We start from the raw sequence: 16,507 nt of genomic DNA, 5'->3' as shown, positions 1-16,507 counted from the left end.
TATTCAAAGAAATTAGAAAAAATCGGACTTTACACTATGGGTGACATTGCAAGATGTTCTATCGGTAAACCGACTGATTACTATAACGAAGAACTGTTATACAAACTTTTCGGTATAAATGCCGAACTTCTCATTGACCATGCTTGGGGGTATGAGCCTTGCACAATGGAAGATGTCAAAGCATACCAACCCGAAACAAACAGTATATCCTCGGGACAAGTATTACATTGTCCGTATGAGTTTGACAAGGCAAGATTAGTTGTAAAAGAAATGACCGACCTTATGGTGCTTGATTTGGTGAATAAAGGACTTGTGACAAATCAAATCGTGCTTACAATCGGCTATGATATTGAAAATATTACAGATAAAAACAGAAGTCGGAATTATAAAGGTACAGTTACAACGAACTATTACGGTAAAAAAGTTCCGAAGCCTGCTCACGGAACAACAAATCTTCCAAAGCAAACATCGTCCACTACACTTATCACAAATGCAGTTATGGAATTGTACGATAAAATTGTAAACAAGAAATTGCTTATCAGAAGAATTAATATTGTGGCTAACAAGCTTGTCGATGAACACAGTGTAAAAAACGCAAACAAATATGAACAGCTTGACCTTTTTACCGATTATGAGATTTTAAAGAAACAACGCGAAAAAGAAAATGCAGAATCAGAGCGAGAAAAACGTATGCAAAATACAATACTTGATATAAAAAAGAAATTCGGCAAAAATGCCATTCTTAAAGGAATGAATCTTCAAGAAGGTGCAACCGCCAAAGACCGCAACAATCAAATAGGCGGTCACAAGGCATAATTTTTAAGGAGAATTACCATATGGAAAACATTAGTCATAAATATGATGACATAATCAATCTGCCCCACCATGTTTCAAAAAAGCACCCACAAATGTCGCTTCATGACCGTGCGGCACAATTTTCACCGTTTGCAGCTCTTACGGGACACAAAGCGGCAATTAATGAAACCGCCCGTTTGACTGATGAAAAGCAGATATTAAGCGAAGATGTCATTGCCAAACTCAATGAACAGTTAAATTTAATTAAAGAGAATATCGGCACAAATCAAACCGTGACAATAACATACTTCGTTCCCGATGATAAAAAATCAGGCGGTGCATACATATCACATACCGGTGTTGTAAAGAAAATAGACGAATACAATCACACGGTTATTTTGACCGACAAAACAGTTATTCCAATCGAGCAAATTAGCGAAATGCAAAGCGATATTTTCAGCGAAATATATTAATGATTTTGCAATTTATGCGATGAAGAGTAAATCGGCAGTGATACAAAAATTAAAAATACCGTGTATATCCATATAATTCTTACACCGCACACGCCTATAACGCTAAAGTACAGACATAGCCTCGGATTATCAGCATAAAATAGTCCAAGAATATGTCCGCCCCAGCTCCAAAAAACAAGAGTAGACAAAATCTTTATGATTTTGTCTACTCTTTAATATTATCTCCAAACTTCTTCTGCGATTTCTTTTACAAGCTGCAATTTTGCCCACTGTTCTTCTTCTGTAAGTTTATTACCTATTTCGCATGACGCAAAACCGCATTGTGGACTTAGGCACAATCTGTCAAGAGAAATATATTTTTGTGCCTCTTTTATTCTCGCGATTACGTCGGCTTGATTTTCAAGTTTCGGTGACTTTGTTGTTATAAGTCCCAACACGACTTTCTTATCGCCGTTGACGTGTTCCAAAGGCTCAAAGCCTCCCGAACGTTCGTCATCAAATTCAAGATAATATGCATCTACATTTTCCTTTTCAAACAATGCCTCTGCAACCGAATCATATGCACCTGCACTTGCGTATGTTGAATGGAAGTTTCCTCTGCAAACGTGAGTAGTAATTGTCATATCGTTTGGTTTGTCCTCTATTGCAAGGTTATTTATCTCTACCAAAAGTTCTTGAATATCCTTCAATCCCTTTTTATCCGTACCGAACAATTCTTCTGCTCTCGGATCTACAAGCATTCCCCATGAGCAGTCGTCAAGCTGTAAATTGCGACAGCCTGCATCATACAAATCCGCGATTACCTTTTTATATCCGTTTGCAATATCCTCTGCCAACTTATGAGTGCTGTCATAATACTTTGACGTGTTTTCCAACGCAAACGGCATTATCATTTGTTCAATAAACTGTGCCGGTGCTGGAATTGTCTGCTTTGCAACAGTATTTTCATCTTCAAATTGCTTTACAAATTTAAAATGCTCCACAAAGGGATGTACTTTTGAAAGTCCTACTTTTCCGCAAAGGTATGTATCATCAATCATTGCGTCTTCGCCGTGAAACGGTAAACCTGTTTTCGTTTTTTCATGTGCCACACCGTCAAATCCCCACATAAAATCCAAGTGCCATGTCGCACGTCTGAATTCTCCATCCGTAATGACGTGATAGCCTAATTCTTTTTGTTTATTGATAAGTCTTTCGATTTCCTTATCTTCAACTGCTTTTAATTCGTAAGCCGAAATTTTTCCGTTTTCAAACCCCTCTCTTGCCGCTTTTAAATTTGCAGGTCTTAAAAAGCTGCCTACAAAGTCATATCTGAATGGTATTTGTTTGCTCATTTCTGTTACCTCCTGTGTTTTAATTTACATTAAGTATAACAGAAAATACGGAAATAGAAAAATATATATTATCATCATTTATCCATAGTTTTAATCTATGGATAAATGATTTTTCAATACATTCAAATATGAAACTCCGTATCGGCTAAGAACAGAATTTTTGCGTGTTAAAATTCCGATACGCATACTGCAATCTGAATCTAACGGTTTTGAAATAATGTTTTCACCGTTTAATTCCGTATCTATAATACCCGAACAAACCGTAAAACCGTTAAGACCGATAAGCAGATTAAATAATGTTGCTCTGTCACGCACCATAATATTTTTAGGGAATTCAAGCGAACTCAAAAATTCCTCCGAAAAGTAAAATGAATTGTGTTTCCCTTGTTCAAACACCAAATACGGATACGGCATTAAGTCTTGAATTGTTATTTCCTCTTTGTTTGCAAGAAGGTGATTGTTTGATATGAAAACGTGCGGTTTTGCAATATATAATTCTTCAAAATTCAAGTCATTTTTATTAATAAGTTTGCTCAAAACTGCCTCATTATGCTCACTCAAATACAATATTCCTATTTCACTTCGTCCGACTGCCACATCATCTATAATTTCATACGTCTGTGTTTCACGCAAAATAAAGCTGTATGCGTCCGCATCATATTCCCTTATAACGTCCACAAACGCATTAACCGCAAATGAATAGTGCTGACATGAAACAGAAAATCTCGGTTTCTGATTTCTCTCACCTTTAAAATGCTCCGTCATAACGTCCGTCTGCTCCAAAATCTGACGTGCATATGAAAGCAATGTTTCTCCGTCCCTTGTAAGCTCTACGCCCTTATTGGAACGAATGAATGCCGTTATTCCCATTTCTTCTTCAATATTGTGAATTGCAGAGGTAAGGCTCGGCTGTGCTATAAATAACTTTTCAGCCGCCTCCGTTATATTACCGCACTCTGCTACCGTTACTATGTATTTTAATTGTTGCAGTGTCATTGTATATCCCTCATTCTATACTGAATATGCTTATTATATCATATTCACGTAAAAATACAATAAGAGTCTATCATAAAGATAAACTCTTATTAAAACCATTATTTATATAATCTCATAAATACCGATGCGGCTTGTGCTCTTGTTGTACCGGCTTTAGGATTAAAGTTTCCGTTTTCGTCACCTGTCATTATTCCTGCACAATATGCCCATTTAACAGAATCAATCGCATACTCAGCAATATCTTTTACATCAGAATATGTAATTTCATCACTGTCTGAATTATATCCCTTAGTTTTTGCATAGCGATATAATATAACTGCCATTTGTTCACGAGTTATATCACTGTTAGGATCAAATTCCGTTTCTGTTTTACCGCTTACAATATCATTATTATAAGCCCATAAAACAGCTTTAGCATACCAAGAATCATCAGCTACATCACTGAAATTCAATTCACCGTCTGCTGTCGGTTCATTTTCTATACGATACAATGCCGAAACGAACATTGCACGGGTTAATGTAATGTCAGGAGCAAATTCACTGTCGCTTACACCTGTCATAAAACCTTTGTCATACGCATATTTGACAGCTTGATAGAACCACATATTTTCCGTTACATCAGTAAACCACACTGTTTGAGTAGTATCCTTTTCAGGTGCAGTCGTAGGTATAACAGTAGGTGCTGTTGTCGATTTTGCTGTTGATGTACTGCCACCCGAACCGGAACCACCGCTTTGAGGCTGTTTTGTGGCAGTCGGAGTGACTGTCGGAGTCGGTTTAGGTGTTGAATCTGTATCTTTTGCATCTAACCACCTATTATAAAGTGAACCGTCACCTGTTTTATCCGATTCACTCCAATCGGCAACTTCTTGACGGTAATCGTCAACGTAATGCCATACGATTTCTTCATCACCAATCAATTTATACTCATTCAATCCCAATGAAGGGTGACTGCCGTTTACAGTATACATCCAACCGGAATATTTACCGTTTGTAAATTCACCGAGCCAATATCCTTCCGGTGATTGAATTGTACTGATATATCCGTTTTCCCAACCACGATATTTTAAGCCGTTATCGTCAAGTGCTTGTTTGAATACATCTCCCACTGTACTTCCTAATTTTACTTCATACTCTTTTTCAGGAATCCATGTTTGATATGTATTCTTCGTATCTTTTGTCAAGACAAAGTCACTTCCGAGATTTTCTTCACCGATAAGTCTGAAACTTACATTTATCTTTTCAACATTATCAGGATTTTCTTCTACATTCATCAATACAGCCACATATGTATAAGGACTTGATTTTGCATACAAATATGCCTGACCTATTCCATGTCCGACTGCAACGCCGTTTTCTATTGAAACAATGTTTTCGTCACTGCTCTTTACTTCTGAATTTGACGAAACATTTGCAGTACCGTTTACAATTATATCGCTGTTATCTACTTGCAAATTAACTGTTTCGGCAGAATATTTGTCTAATTCTGCTTTTGTGATTGCATTGATACCGTCAATATCACCTTTACAGCTGTCGTTTGCATTATTTTTATCGTCACTCAACCAATAATTTTCGCAAACAACGCTGTTTATATCATAATTTGAATTAACATCACCAAAAACACCGTATTCGCTCTTTCCGCTATTATAATTATATCTTGTATAACACTTACCGCTTTCGTCCTGATAATAGCCGCAGATGCCTGCTGACGTTTTAGCTGTTACAGTTCCGTAGTTATTTGAGAAATCAACAGCCGATTCCCCTAAAACTGTCGAACTGTAATTACGTCCGACAATACCGCCGGCATAGTTTTCACCGTTTACATCACCTGTATTTTCGCAGAAATATACCAAGCCGTTTATAAGTTCACCGACTATACCACCGCCGTATGAACCTTGTGCTGTGATATTACCGCTGTTTTGACAATTTTTGATACCGCTTTTTTTATAACACCCTGACGCACGACCTGCGATACCGCCCGTCATACTTCCCGACACTTCTGCCGTATTAACACAATTTTCTATTTTACCGCAGCTATAATTTTCAGCTACAATTCCTCCGACGTCATATTTACCGCTTATTGCACCGTTATTGACACATTCGGAAATTTCTCCGTTTACGGATAAGTCTGCGTAATCGTCAATAAACAATAGCGCCTGACCTTTGCCGTTTCTGTTTTCTATCGTAATACCGCCGACATTACCGCTGTTCGATAAGTCACCGTTATTTTCAGATTTTCTTATAGTACCGTAATTTTCGCCGACTATTCCCGACTTACTGTTACCGGCAGATGACATATTGCTGTTATTCACACAACCTGTTACAATTCCGTAATTTTCGCCGACTATTCCTGCAAGATATGTTACGTTTGAGGCGGTAAATCCGAAATCAGCACTGTTAGTACAATTTTCTATTGTACCAAGATTTATTCCGGCTAAAGCGGCAATTTTTCTTACGTTATTATGAGCGGTCAATCTATTAGTAGAATCTATATTAAGATTTTTAACAACACCATTCTTTCCTATGTATGAGAACAATCCGAAATAATTGTTTTCGGCATACAGAATCGCGTTCTTTACAGAAAAACCGTTTCCGTCAAACACACCTTCAAACGCACGATTCTTCTCGGACTCCCACCATTCTCCGTTATCGTTTGACTTTAATCCATCCCAATAACCGATTGAACTAAATTCTTTGCTATCGCTTAAATCAATATCGCTTGAAAGTTTAAAGTATACACCTTTATATGAATTTCCGTCTGCAACGCTTTCCGAAAGAATGTTCATATCTTCCAATGATTTTATAATATACGGTTCTTCTTCCGTACCTTTACCGCTCCATTTAGGTTCTGAAACTTTTACGGAAGCAGCACTTGATATTCCGCCAATTTCACATTTAACAGTTATATCCTTTGCATTGCCAAGCTTAGCGGAATCTATAATAATACTTGCATTTAGTGTCCCTACGCCATTTGTAATTGTAATATCGCCACTTTGTGCAACTGTAACGGCACTGTTGTCACTGCTCCATTTTGCAGTTATATTTTTGTTTAAATTCTTACCGTATATCTTTGCTGTAAATGTATGAGAAGTATCTGTTTCAAGACTTTCGCCCGATGATACAAGATTTATCGAAATAATTTTGCTTTCCTTGTATTCGTTATTAAGTACCGGATATTTACTTCCAACATAAAATATCGGTGCTACTTCTACTGTTTTGCCGTCAACTTCTTGTTCTTTAACACACCACAAATCATACACTAATGCGTCGCTTTGCATATATTCGTCTGTTCTGCCTGTGGCAATATTCGTGTTTGTTGATGCATTTTCGCCATACGGCATTTTATCGCCGATAATTCTGTAATATAAATTTTCTGCCGATACACCGTTTGTAAATGCTCCGAATAATGTACCTGCTTTTTTTGCTTTTACTGTCCCCGTTGCGTAACAATTTGTCACTTTACTGCCGCTTAAAAGCTGTCCTACCAGTCCGCCGACATATTCATCTGCCAAAACAGCAGTATTTGAATAGCAATTTTCTATTTTAGTGTCCCTTGCTATACCGACAATACCGCCTCCAATATCTTCACCGCTTACAAGTCCGTCTACTCCAAGCAATGTAATTTCTGCATTTGCGGTATATCCGAATAATCCGCTTACTTTTTGATTTTCGGTATTTAGTTTTACTTCATATCCATTACCGTTAAAATGACCCGAAAATGCTTTATCTTCCGCATTGCCTATTGAAATCCAATACTTTTCTGTTAAATCAATATTATTATTTAATTTAAAGTATGCGTCTTTATATGATTCACCTTTATTTACATTTTTCGCAAGTAATGCAAGTTCGGACGCTGTTTTTATAACATACGGATTTTCTTTACTTCCGTTTCCGATGTCAAATGTTTCAGCCACACTGTCTGACCATTTTCCTTGTGATGAATATGACGGTATTTTCTCTTCAATTTTAGGTGTTGAAGCAGGTGTTACTGACGGTGTAGGTTTTGTTGATGTGTCTATATCATCGGAACCGTTTACCTCCCATGCCAAAACAGGGAATTTATCCGATTTCACAAACGCACTACCTAAAGTTTCAGTCATATCTGCAAGCTGATTTTCCGTTTTCACTTCAAGTCCTGTACCCGAATTTTCCGCATACGGCATAGATGCGGTATCTTTAAGAAAATAGCAGTTTTTAACTGAATATCCGCTTACTGTATATCCAAGTATTCCGCCGTTGGTATTGTTTTGCGATGAAATTTTACCGCTGTTATATGAATTTGAAATATCACAGTTGTATGATTTACCCGAAATACCACCCGAATATGCTGACGCACTTACTTCACCGCTGTTATAACAACTGTCAAGAAGTATACTGCCCTCATAATTGTAACCGACAATACCGCCGGCATATCCGCCGGTTGCAGTTACAGTGGCTTTATTAGTACATTCTTTTACAGTTCCCGAACTGTAAGCGGCAATACCGCCAACTTCGTCCTTACCTGTAATAGTTCCCTTATTCTCACACTGAGCTATAACACAGCTTGTAACCGTTTTGTTAACCGCACCGTTATAACCTACTATACCGCCGACTCTGTTTTCGCCTTTTATTTCGGCATAGTTGATACAATGAGATACTAAACCATAGTTCACGGCACATATACCTGCCGCAATTCCATATGTATCATTCGTGTTTTCTATATTTCCGTATACATAAAGATTTTTTATTACCGCATTTTCTTCCGTAACTCCGAAAAGTGCCGAAAGATAGCTGCCCGAAGATATATTTATTTCCCTTATACTGCAATCTTGACCGTTAAAATTACCGTTAAAAGCATTGCCTTGATATTTATTTGATATGTATTTATCGGATACACCTATCGGCGTCCATTCCTTGCCTGATAGGTCTATATCATTTTTCAAGACAAAATACTTGTCTGACATATCATTGCCCTTTTCTACTTCATACGAAAGCAAAGCGAGTTCTCCTGCATTTGCAATAACATACGGATTATCTTTATCACCGTTACCGCTGTCAAATTCTTCTGCGCGATAATCTATCCAGTAATTTGACGTATCCGTTATAATCTGCTTTTCAATTCCGTTTACCGAAATTTTAAGCGTCTTTTCGGCATTTACTTTGTCAAATGTGATGTCTATGGCTGTTTTTTCGTCTGATATGTATTGAGATAACTGAACATTTTTAAGTTCGACTTCTTTATCATCAACAAATGATTTTATTTCAAAATCATTTAACGTAGGATTTGTTCCTACAAGTTTTTTGTTTAACAATACAGTTATCTTACCGTTTTCGATATTAATACTTTCAATATCAAATGTTTCGTCTTCCCCTGTCGGCGCATTGCTCCAATCAATAACAGGAAGATTATCACTGTCTGTAAATGCGTCTGACAAATCACTTGCTGAAACAGTGTCAACGGCATATACCGTACTTATATCACCCCCGTTTTCAAGTGCCACAAGTTTAGTGCTGTCACCTATGTTATACAAGTTATTTACTGTCGTATTTTTCATTGAACCGATTAGTTGATATTCCGTATGAGTATTCACCTCACCGCTGTTGTACGCATTTTCTATCGTACCGCCAAGCTTGTAGCCTACTAATCCGCCACTGTAATTGTAACCGATTACCTTACCGGTATTATATACGTTAGTTATGTCACACGCATAGTTGCAACCGATAATACCGCCGAAATAATTACCGTCTTCAGTACCTATTTGACCGTCATTATATGCTCTGTCAATCTTTCCGCATTCGCTTACACTTATATCCTTGCCAACAATTCCACCTACCGCAACTCCTCTTAAATAACTGTACATATCGTCATCTTTAAAAGGTGCAGATACATTTCCGTGGTTTGCGGCATATGTAATGTCGCCGTATGCAAGCTGACCGACAATTCCGCCTGCCTCTGCAAAGCTCTTGGAAGTAGCTGTAACCGTTCCGTTATTTGTAACATTTATAAGATTTCCGCTTACTCTGTTACTTCCCTTAAATTGAGCTCCAAGCTGACCTGTTATACCGCCCACATAAGCAAGACCTGTTATATCGGCGTTGTTTGTACAATTTATAATCAATCCGGCATTTATACCGGCGATTCCGCCGATATATTTTGCCGCATTAATGTATTCATTACCCTCAGCCTGTGCGTTTATTTGTCCGTTTACCGTAACATTTCTGACAGTTCCTTCTTTTCCTATAATTCCAAAAAGACCTTGACAATAAGTTTCGTAATGATTGTCGCCTTGCTTATTGTACTTTTTGGTTTCTATGAAAAGTCTGGAAATGCTGTGACCTTTTCCGTCAAATATACCGTTATATGCGGTGTCGTCATCTATACCGTAACCGTTATTATTGATATAATTATATCCGTTACCGATTGGTGTCCAATTTTTGTTTTCCAAGTCAATATCACTGTTTAATACTGCATTTGCTGTTCTGTCACCACCGTTTACTTTTTCGGCAAACCAAACCAACTCTTCCGCACTTTCAATCTGATAAGCACCGTTTATAAGTTTCGGTTCATCAATTGCAAATGCAGTGAAATTTACAGGTACAAAACTCGCAAGCATACATAAAGACAACAATATACTTGTAAATTTATTTTTTACGCTCATTTTTTTCTCCAATCTTTATACTATTTTATACTTAAATCAAGAGTATTTGAAATAGGTGCCAATGATGATATATTTCCGTTCCATGTTAAAATCTTGATTGTATATTCATCAGCTGAATCGGCAGATATTTCTTTAAATTCAACTTGATTTTCATTACCGGGCTTTAAAGAAATTTCTTTAGGTTGTATTCCTATCAATTTGCCGTTTGAATCATATACGGCAGCCATAACACTTACTTTCTTTTCTTCTGTAAGATTACTGTTAAGTTTTACCGTTAATGTACCTGTTAGTTTTCCGTTTTCAACTTCTAATGTGTTTTGTTCTGTTGCAGATTGTACAGGTAAAGGTGTTGAAGTTACTGTTGGTGTCACTGTTGGTGTTGCTGTTGGTGTTGCTGTTGGTGTCGCTGTTGGTGTTGCTGTTGGTGTTGCCGTCGGTGTCGCTGTTGGTGTTGCTGTTGGTGTTGCTGTTGGTGTTGTCGTCGGTGTCGCTGTTGGTGTTGCCGTCGGTGTCGCCGTCGGTGTCGCTGTCGGTGTCGCTGTTGGTGTTGCTGTTGGTGTTGTTTTCGGTTCTTCGCTCGGTACCAATGCGTTAATCAGATTATCTTCAAGTTCTGTTTGTATATTTTCATCAAAGAAATTCTCTAAAGCCGCTTGATATGCCGATTCTGCTTTTTTAGCGGTCTTTGGATCAGTTGCCAATGTTTCATAATAATCTGCTACCGCACCTACAAGCACGTCCTCAGCCGGTGATGTTAGATCTGAATTCCATCCGCCTTCATTAAAAACTAATCTTAAAACATCTCCTCTTACGAGGCTAGCCGACTCATAGGTGTATGAACTCAATCCGTTACCCATAGCATCATTATATAATGCTGACGGATAATCAAACGAAACTTCTTTGACGGAATTATCTATTTTAAAATCACTGAAAAATCCACTGCTGTTTGTATACTCCAATAGTGTAGTTGTAGGAGTCCAATCACTCATACACTCACCGTTATTCATATAATAATCAAGTACATATCCTATTGCGTCTGCTGCACTCTTAAATCCACTTTCAAAAGTTTTAAATTCTCCGCTGTAATCATAAAATCCGTTTGTATAAATCTTAATCGGGGTCATATATATCTCTTTTGTAGTGTCTTCAGCAAAGTGTTCAATATCAAAATAGAAATAATCTCCCTCTCCGTCTGTATCAGCCTGTACAACAAACGTTACAACACTGAATAACATCGCCACTGCTACAATTAAACTTAAAAATTTTTTCTTCATTAGTCTTTCACCTCATGTTTTATTTTTGACTTATTCTATAAGTCCGTATTTTATTTTAATTCTCTCAAGCTTTTCGAGCATAGGCTCTGCGGCCAAAAAGAGAAAAAACACTGTTGATACTGCGTGAATAAAATCAAACGGCATTCCCATTACGTATGATGACAGCACCATATTTATATTTATATTCGACTGCCACATTATAACAGACGCAGGATTCATTATTCCTCCGTATATAACAAATGTCGCTACAAAACCAAGCACATTCTGTTTTTGTCTTGCAGCCTTTTAAACATTATTCTAAGAAACCATAATTCGAATGAAAACATTTGCCATGTGTCCACGGTCCTGCCCGAAAAGAAATTGATACAAATGCCGTAATTGCTCCGACAAGAAATCCTGTTTCACCGCCGAATGCCACACCCGAAATTATCACTATTGCCGCAACAGGCTTGAACTGCGGCAGCATAAAAAACGCAGTACGTCCCGCTACGCCTATTGCACACAATGCACTTATTATAACCAATTCCCTTGCTTTAGGTTTGCGGTTTTCAAACGCAAATCCCAAAGGAATCATCGTTTCCAATATAATAAGCAAGCTTATAAAATAATATTTTTTATCGCCGAGATAATATATCCCGATAAAAATTGTAAGCGGAATAAGAAATAATATTAACAATGTTGCTATTTTTGTTCTTTTTGATATTTTTCTTTTGCTCTTTTTGTTCTGTATTAATTCTTTTCCGAGTTTTTTTCGCGGTATTAAATTAAACATTGCTGCGGCAATAAATAATATACTTATCGTTTGTGCAACATAGTTCTTCCAATTATCGTAACGTCCGCAAAACAGGCATTGTGTCATCACAAATAAAATTACAAATACTATCCCTAATACAACATTGTACATTGTTTTTTATACTCTTTTTGCCCTGCTTTATAACCGTTTTCTTTGGCAGTATATAATTCAGTTCATTCGTTTCAGTTAAATCTTCTGCTTCACCGTCCAAAGCTCTTATTACGTCTTTGTCTAATACAGCATTTTCGATTAGACCGTCAGCCATGCGTTTTGCCGAAGTGGTATAGAAATTATTTTCCGCAAAGAACTTCCTCGGAGGAGCTTCACTGACAATCTTACCGTCAAAAAACATCGCACATATATCGGCATATTCAGCACAAAATTCTATGTCATGTGTTACCATTAACACAGTCATACCGTTCTTTTGCAAACTTTTGAGTATCATTGCAAGTTTTCGTTTAAAGCAAGCGTCAAGTCCCTTTGTCGGTTCATCAAGCACCAACAAATCAGGTTTTCTCAAAAGCATTTTTGCAAGTGCCACTCTCTGCTGTTCACCACCTGACAAATCGTAAGGGTGATTTTCAAGTAAATTATCAAATTCACAAAGTTTTATTACATACTCAATCTCATTTTCCCTTTTTTCTTTTTCCACATCAAATACCGCGTCATACAATTCCTCAAGTACACTCTTTTTCAAAAATAAGCTCTGTGGATTTTGCGGCATCACCGCCACTTTGGTATCATCGTTTATAAACACCTTACCTCTATACGGCTTATTAATCTTTGAAATAACAGACAACGCAGTACTCTTTCCGACACCGTTACCGCCTACTATCGCATAAAATTCATTTTCGTGAACTTTAAATGACAAGCCTTTTAAAATATCATCCGAATTTTTCTCATATCTAAACCATACATCTTTTAATTCTAAAATCGGTTCGGTATTAATTCTGTTTTTTTCCGACTTGAATTCAAAATGCTCGTTAATCTGTTGTTTTTCCAACCATTTATGACCGTCACAAATTGTTATAGGGCAATTACCCGAATTATTTCCCAAGGAATAATATATTTTTGTCGGTGTGGGTAATGCTGCAAACATACTGTTTTGCTTTAATTCCTCACCTATTTTATACGGTGTGTTTTCAGCTGTAATCTTGCCGTCTTCCATAACCACAACCTTATCGGATAAAGGAAATACTTCGCTCAAATTGTGTTCACTCAATATTATCGTCACGCCAAGTTCTGTATTAATCCTCTCAAGCATTGTAAAAAAGTCATGTGCCGATATTGGGTCTAATTGACTTGACGGTTCGTCAAGCAACAACAATGTCGGATTCATTATCATAACCGACGCTAAATTGAGAATTTGTTTTTGTCCTCCCGACAGATTGGCTACATTTTCGTAAAACCAATTTTGTATTCCGAAAAATGACGCCATCTCCGCAGCTTTCGATCGAATTTCAGCTGAATTAATACCCAAACTTTCCAATCCGAATACAAGTTCGTGCCAAACCTTATCCGTAACAATTTGATTATCAGGATTTTGCATTACAAATCCGATATTTTCGGCTTGCTCCCTGTCCGACAAATCATATATACTCTTTCCGTCAAAGTATATTTCCCCACTTGTTTTACCGTGCGGTGTTAAAATCGGTTTTAAATGTCGTAGAAGTGTCGATTTTCCACATCCGGATTTACCGCAAATCGTCACAAATTCACCTTGATTTATCGTTAAATTTATATCGTTCAATGCCGTTTTTTCGCTATTGGGATATGAAAATATTAAATTTTTGATTTTAATTTTCTCCACTTTAATTCCTCCCATATCTCAATAATTATCGGCATTATACAAATCATAATATACGATATAAAAATGCTTGTGCTGTAAAACGACATATCCGTACCACGCATAGACGGAAAATATCTGTAATTAATTTTCCCAAGCAAAGCACCTATCAAAAAATATGTAATCGTAACCGCCAAATAAATTAAAGCAGTTACATCTCTTTTGTCAAATACATAATTTGAGTAAGCCGTTCTGCCTGTCAAACCGTAACCGCGACTTTTCATACTGTCGGAAGTATCTATTGCATTTTCCAAGCTCCATGTTATAACCGCCGACAAAATTCTTATGCTGTTTTTAACTCTTACAAATACAGACCCCTCTGACGTATCTCTCCCCATACTTTTCTGTGCATTTGAAACTTCTTGTACCTGTTCTTTAAATTTCGGAACAAATCTGAATGTCATAGACAATATCAGCGAAAGTGACGGAATTATTCGTCCAAAAAGATAAATAAACTTATCACTTGTCATAATTTTATTAAAACAAGAAAACCAACAAATGACCGTTGCAACCATACTTGCCGCGACAATTCCGTATAGTATGGATTCCAACGTCAACGGATTTCCGCTCGGTAAATATGCAATTACAGTTACACCCTCGTGATTGAACGCAGGATTTATCAGTGCTGAAATCAACATAAGCGGTAATAACATCTCAATAAATTTCAACGCTTTTTTACCGTTTAAAATTATCGAATACATCACACTGCACAAAAGCGATGTCACAAGGCATATAGGATGTACGAATATCATTGAAAACACAATTACGGCTGTAAAATATATAAAATTAATCAACGGATGATATTTTGCAAATTCATTCATTATCTGTCTTATCTCCTATTCTCCGCCTGTTGCGGAATATCCGCCGACATCTATTCCTAAGTTGCAAGTATATACCCATTCGACTTTATCGCCTTGTTTCAGCTGGTAACGCGAACAGCCGTAATTTGGGAACCAGTCATTTACTTTATACATCCACCCCGATAATTCACCGCAGTCAAACTCATACAAATTGCCTATTCCCTCGATATATGCACTGTTATACATAGGAGTATTTTCAAATTCCATATGTATTTTGCTGTTTTTCATTTCGCGTTGCAATAGGTCAAATACACTTTCGCCGTCATAAAATTCAACTGTCTGTTCTTTAAATATAACTCCGTCCGACGGCACTAATTCCCACTTTTCTTTATCAAGCCACGACATATTGTCGAGTATCGTATCACATCGTACCGCCAACGTGCACGTCAGTTCTTTGCTCTCTATTACTGCATCTTGCGGTTCGACAGGTACAGGTTTTCCCTCAGGTACAGGTTCTGTTTTATATTCGTCTGTCCCTGTTGTTTCGTCAATATTCATTCCGTTGTTTTCGGAATATTCCAAATCAGGAGTATATATTTCTTCGTATGGTTCCCCTGCAATCTCTTCGGCTAATTCTATTTTTTCCTCTGCCGTCATTGGTTTGTCGGCTGTAGGCTTGTTTTGAATTTTTTCTGTGTTTTCGGCTGTCGGAGATGATGTGGGTGAAATTGTTGGCTCTACAGTCGGTGTAGGACTTTCATCATTGTCATATACCTCATCAATTATAACCCTTTCCGTTACTTTCGGCGTCGGCTCAACATTCCAACCGCGCAGTGACGGTGCATCTCCGCCCCACCAAAACGCAAATACCAATACAGCAATAATTATACTTCCTATAATTATGTGTCTTTTATATTTTTTCATTCAATATCTCCTGAAAATTATTACTTTCTAAGCAAAATCAAATTCATCATTACAAACTGTAAACTGTTTTTTATCACATTAATTTCATTTTGTGATATATTTCTGACATCGCTCATATCATAAAGCGAATTATCGCCGTTCATAAATCGTTTTAGCGACACCAAGCTGTAAAAACATTGTTCTGTTGCCATTTGATTTGAACCGTCACCGTCGTATGTATGTTTAAAACCGTCGCCTATTGTATAGTACGACATTAAATTATCCGCTAAATTCTTGCCATTCTTTTCAAAGCGTTCATCAAAAGGCGATATTCCGAGTTCACAAAGTGCAACAATGACTTGTGCGCAACTTTCGGAATTTTCCGTACCCCAACTTGAATATCCTCCGTTTTCATTTTGACTTGCCGATAAAAAAGGAATTGCCTTGTTCACACAATTTGACACTTCGGAATTATCCGTATAATTTGAAAGTGCTTGCAGAGCCATTGCCGTAACATCTACATCACTCTCTCCACTGCCCAAAAGTGACCATCCACCGTCATCAAGCTGACTGTTTATAATCTTTTCAACATACATTTCTCTTGTTGCATGAATTTGTGCATCGGCATTGTACGGCATATCATACTGTCCGCAGT

11 protein-coding genes and 1 pseudogene are annotated in these 16,507 nt (G+C 37.3%); 2 read left to right on the top strand and 10 right to left on the bottom strand.

Going from position 1 to position 16,507, the window contains the following annotated elements:
- Positions 1-816, top strand: a pseudogene (locus ACLTU0_RS06375) (DNA methylase); the annotation flags it as partial.
- Positions 817-836: 20 nt separating this feature from the next.
- Positions 837-1,268, top strand: a complete 432-nt coding sequence (locus ACLTU0_RS06370) for a hypothetical protein (protein ID WP_412321691.1) — start codon at positions 837-839, stop codon at positions 1,266-1,268.
- Positions 1,269-1,486: 218 nt separating this feature from the next.
- Here the strand turns inward: ACLTU0_RS06370 and ACLTU0_RS06365 are convergent, their stop codons facing one another.
- The 10 genes from ACLTU0_RS06365 to ACLTU0_RS06320 all read right to left on the bottom strand — a co-directional run.
- Entirely contained in the window at positions 1,487-2,602 is a 1,116-nt protein-coding gene (locus ACLTU0_RS06365; RefSeq protein ID WP_412321690.1) for a 5-methyltetrahydropteroyltriglutamate--homocysteine S-methyltransferase, read from the bottom strand.
- A 90-nt stretch (positions 2,603-2,692) separates the two neighbouring features.
- Complete coding sequence (locus tag ACLTU0_RS06360; RefSeq protein WP_412321689.1) at positions 2,693-3,598, bottom strand: LysR family transcriptional regulator; 906 nt, start codon at positions 3,596-3,598, stop codon at positions 2,693-2,695.
- 98 nt (positions 3,599-3,696) lie between these two features.
- Positions 3,697-10,236: an S-layer homology domain-containing protein gene (locus ACLTU0_RS06355; protein ID WP_412321688.1), complete on the bottom strand. Its 6,540-nt coding sequence runs from the start codon at positions 10,234-10,236 to the stop codon at positions 3,697-3,699.
- A gap of 20 nt (positions 10,237-10,256) precedes the next feature.
- Positions 10,257-11,510, bottom strand: coding sequence for a hypothetical protein (locus ACLTU0_RS06350; protein WP_412321687.1), 1,254 nt, complete (start codon positions 11,508-11,510; stop codon positions 10,257-10,259).
- Between the two features lie 30 nt (positions 11,511-11,540).
- Positions 11,541-11,729: a hypothetical protein gene (locus ACLTU0_RS06345; protein ID WP_412321686.1), complete on the bottom strand. Its 189-nt coding sequence runs from the start codon at positions 11,727-11,729 to the stop codon at positions 11,541-11,543.
- 73 nt (positions 11,730-11,802) lie between these two features.
- Positions 11,803-12,414 carry a hypothetical protein gene (locus ACLTU0_RS06340; RefSeq protein WP_412321685.1) on the bottom strand — a complete coding sequence of 204 codons (612 nt, stop codon included), beginning with the start codon at positions 12,412-12,414 and terminating at the stop codon, positions 11,803-11,805.
- Positions 12,335-14,113 carry an ABC transporter ATP-binding protein gene (locus ACLTU0_RS06335; RefSeq protein ID WP_412321684.1) on the bottom strand — a complete coding sequence of 593 codons (1,779 nt, stop codon included), beginning with the start codon at positions 14,111-14,113 and terminating at the stop codon, positions 12,335-12,337. The genes ACLTU0_RS06340 and ACLTU0_RS06335 overlap by 80 nt, the downstream gene beginning before the upstream one ends.
- Positions 14,086-14,970 (bottom strand): energy-coupling factor transporter transmembrane component T, encoded by an 885-nt coding sequence (locus tag ACLTU0_RS06330; RefSeq protein WP_412321683.1) that lies wholly within the window; start codon positions 14,968-14,970, stop codon positions 14,086-14,088. Before ACLTU0_RS06330 ends, ACLTU0_RS06335 begins: the two co-directional genes overlap by 28 nt.
- 15 nt (positions 14,971-14,985) lie before the next feature.
- Positions 14,986-15,873, bottom strand: a complete 888-nt coding sequence (locus tag ACLTU0_RS06325; protein WP_412321682.1) for a DUF4430 domain-containing protein — start codon at positions 15,871-15,873, stop codon at positions 14,986-14,988.
- Positions 15,874-15,893: 20 nt separating this feature from the next.
- The coding region (locus ACLTU0_RS06320; protein ID WP_412321681.1) for a prenyltransferase/squalene oxidase repeat-containing protein at positions 15,894-16,507 on the bottom strand (614 nt) is incomplete at its 5' end.

The sequence above is a fragment of the Hominilimicola sp. genome (assembly GCF_046972485.1).
GTDB classification, from domain to species: domain Bacteria; phylum Bacillota; class Clostridia; order UBA1381; family UBA1381; genus Hominilimicola; species Hominilimicola fabiformis.
This window is presented reverse-complemented; position numbering and strand designations above follow the sequence as displayed.

What these genes read in the sequence shown, in the direction of transcription:
- ACLTU0_RS06370 (WP_412321691.1), top strand. Translation starts at nt 837, where the DNA reads ATGGAAAACATTAGTCATAAATATGATGACATAATCAATCTGCCCCAC.
- ACLTU0_RS06365 (WP_412321690.1), bottom strand. Translation starts at nt 2,602, where the DNA reads ATGAGCAAACAAATACCATTCAGATATGACTTTGTAGGCAGCTTTTTA.
- ACLTU0_RS06360 (WP_412321689.1), bottom strand. Translation starts at nt 3,598, where the DNA reads ATGACACTGCAACAATTAAAATACATAGTAACGGTAGCAGAGTGCGGT.
- ACLTU0_RS06355 (WP_412321688.1), bottom strand. Translation starts at nt 10,236, where the DNA reads ATGAGCGTAAAAAATAAATTTACAAGTATATTGTTGTCTTTATGTATG.
- ACLTU0_RS06350 (WP_412321687.1), bottom strand. Translation starts at nt 11,510, where the DNA reads ATGAAGAAAAAATTTTTAAGTTTAATTGTAGCAGTGGCGATGTTATTC.
- ACLTU0_RS06345 (WP_412321686.1), bottom strand. Translation starts at nt 11,729, where the DNA reads ATGAATCCTGCGTCTGTTATAATGTGGCAGTCGAATATAAATATAAAT.
- ACLTU0_RS06340 (WP_412321685.1), bottom strand. Translation starts at nt 12,414, where the DNA reads ATGTACAATGTTGTATTAGGGATAGTATTTGTAATTTTATTTGTGATG.
- ACLTU0_RS06330 (WP_412321683.1), bottom strand. Translation starts at nt 14,970, where the DNA reads ATGAATGAATTTGCAAAATATCATCCGTTGATTAATTTTATATATTTT.
- ACLTU0_RS06325 (WP_412321682.1), bottom strand. Translation starts at nt 15,873, where the DNA reads ATGAAAAAATATAAAAGACACATAATTATAGGAAGTATAATTATTGCT.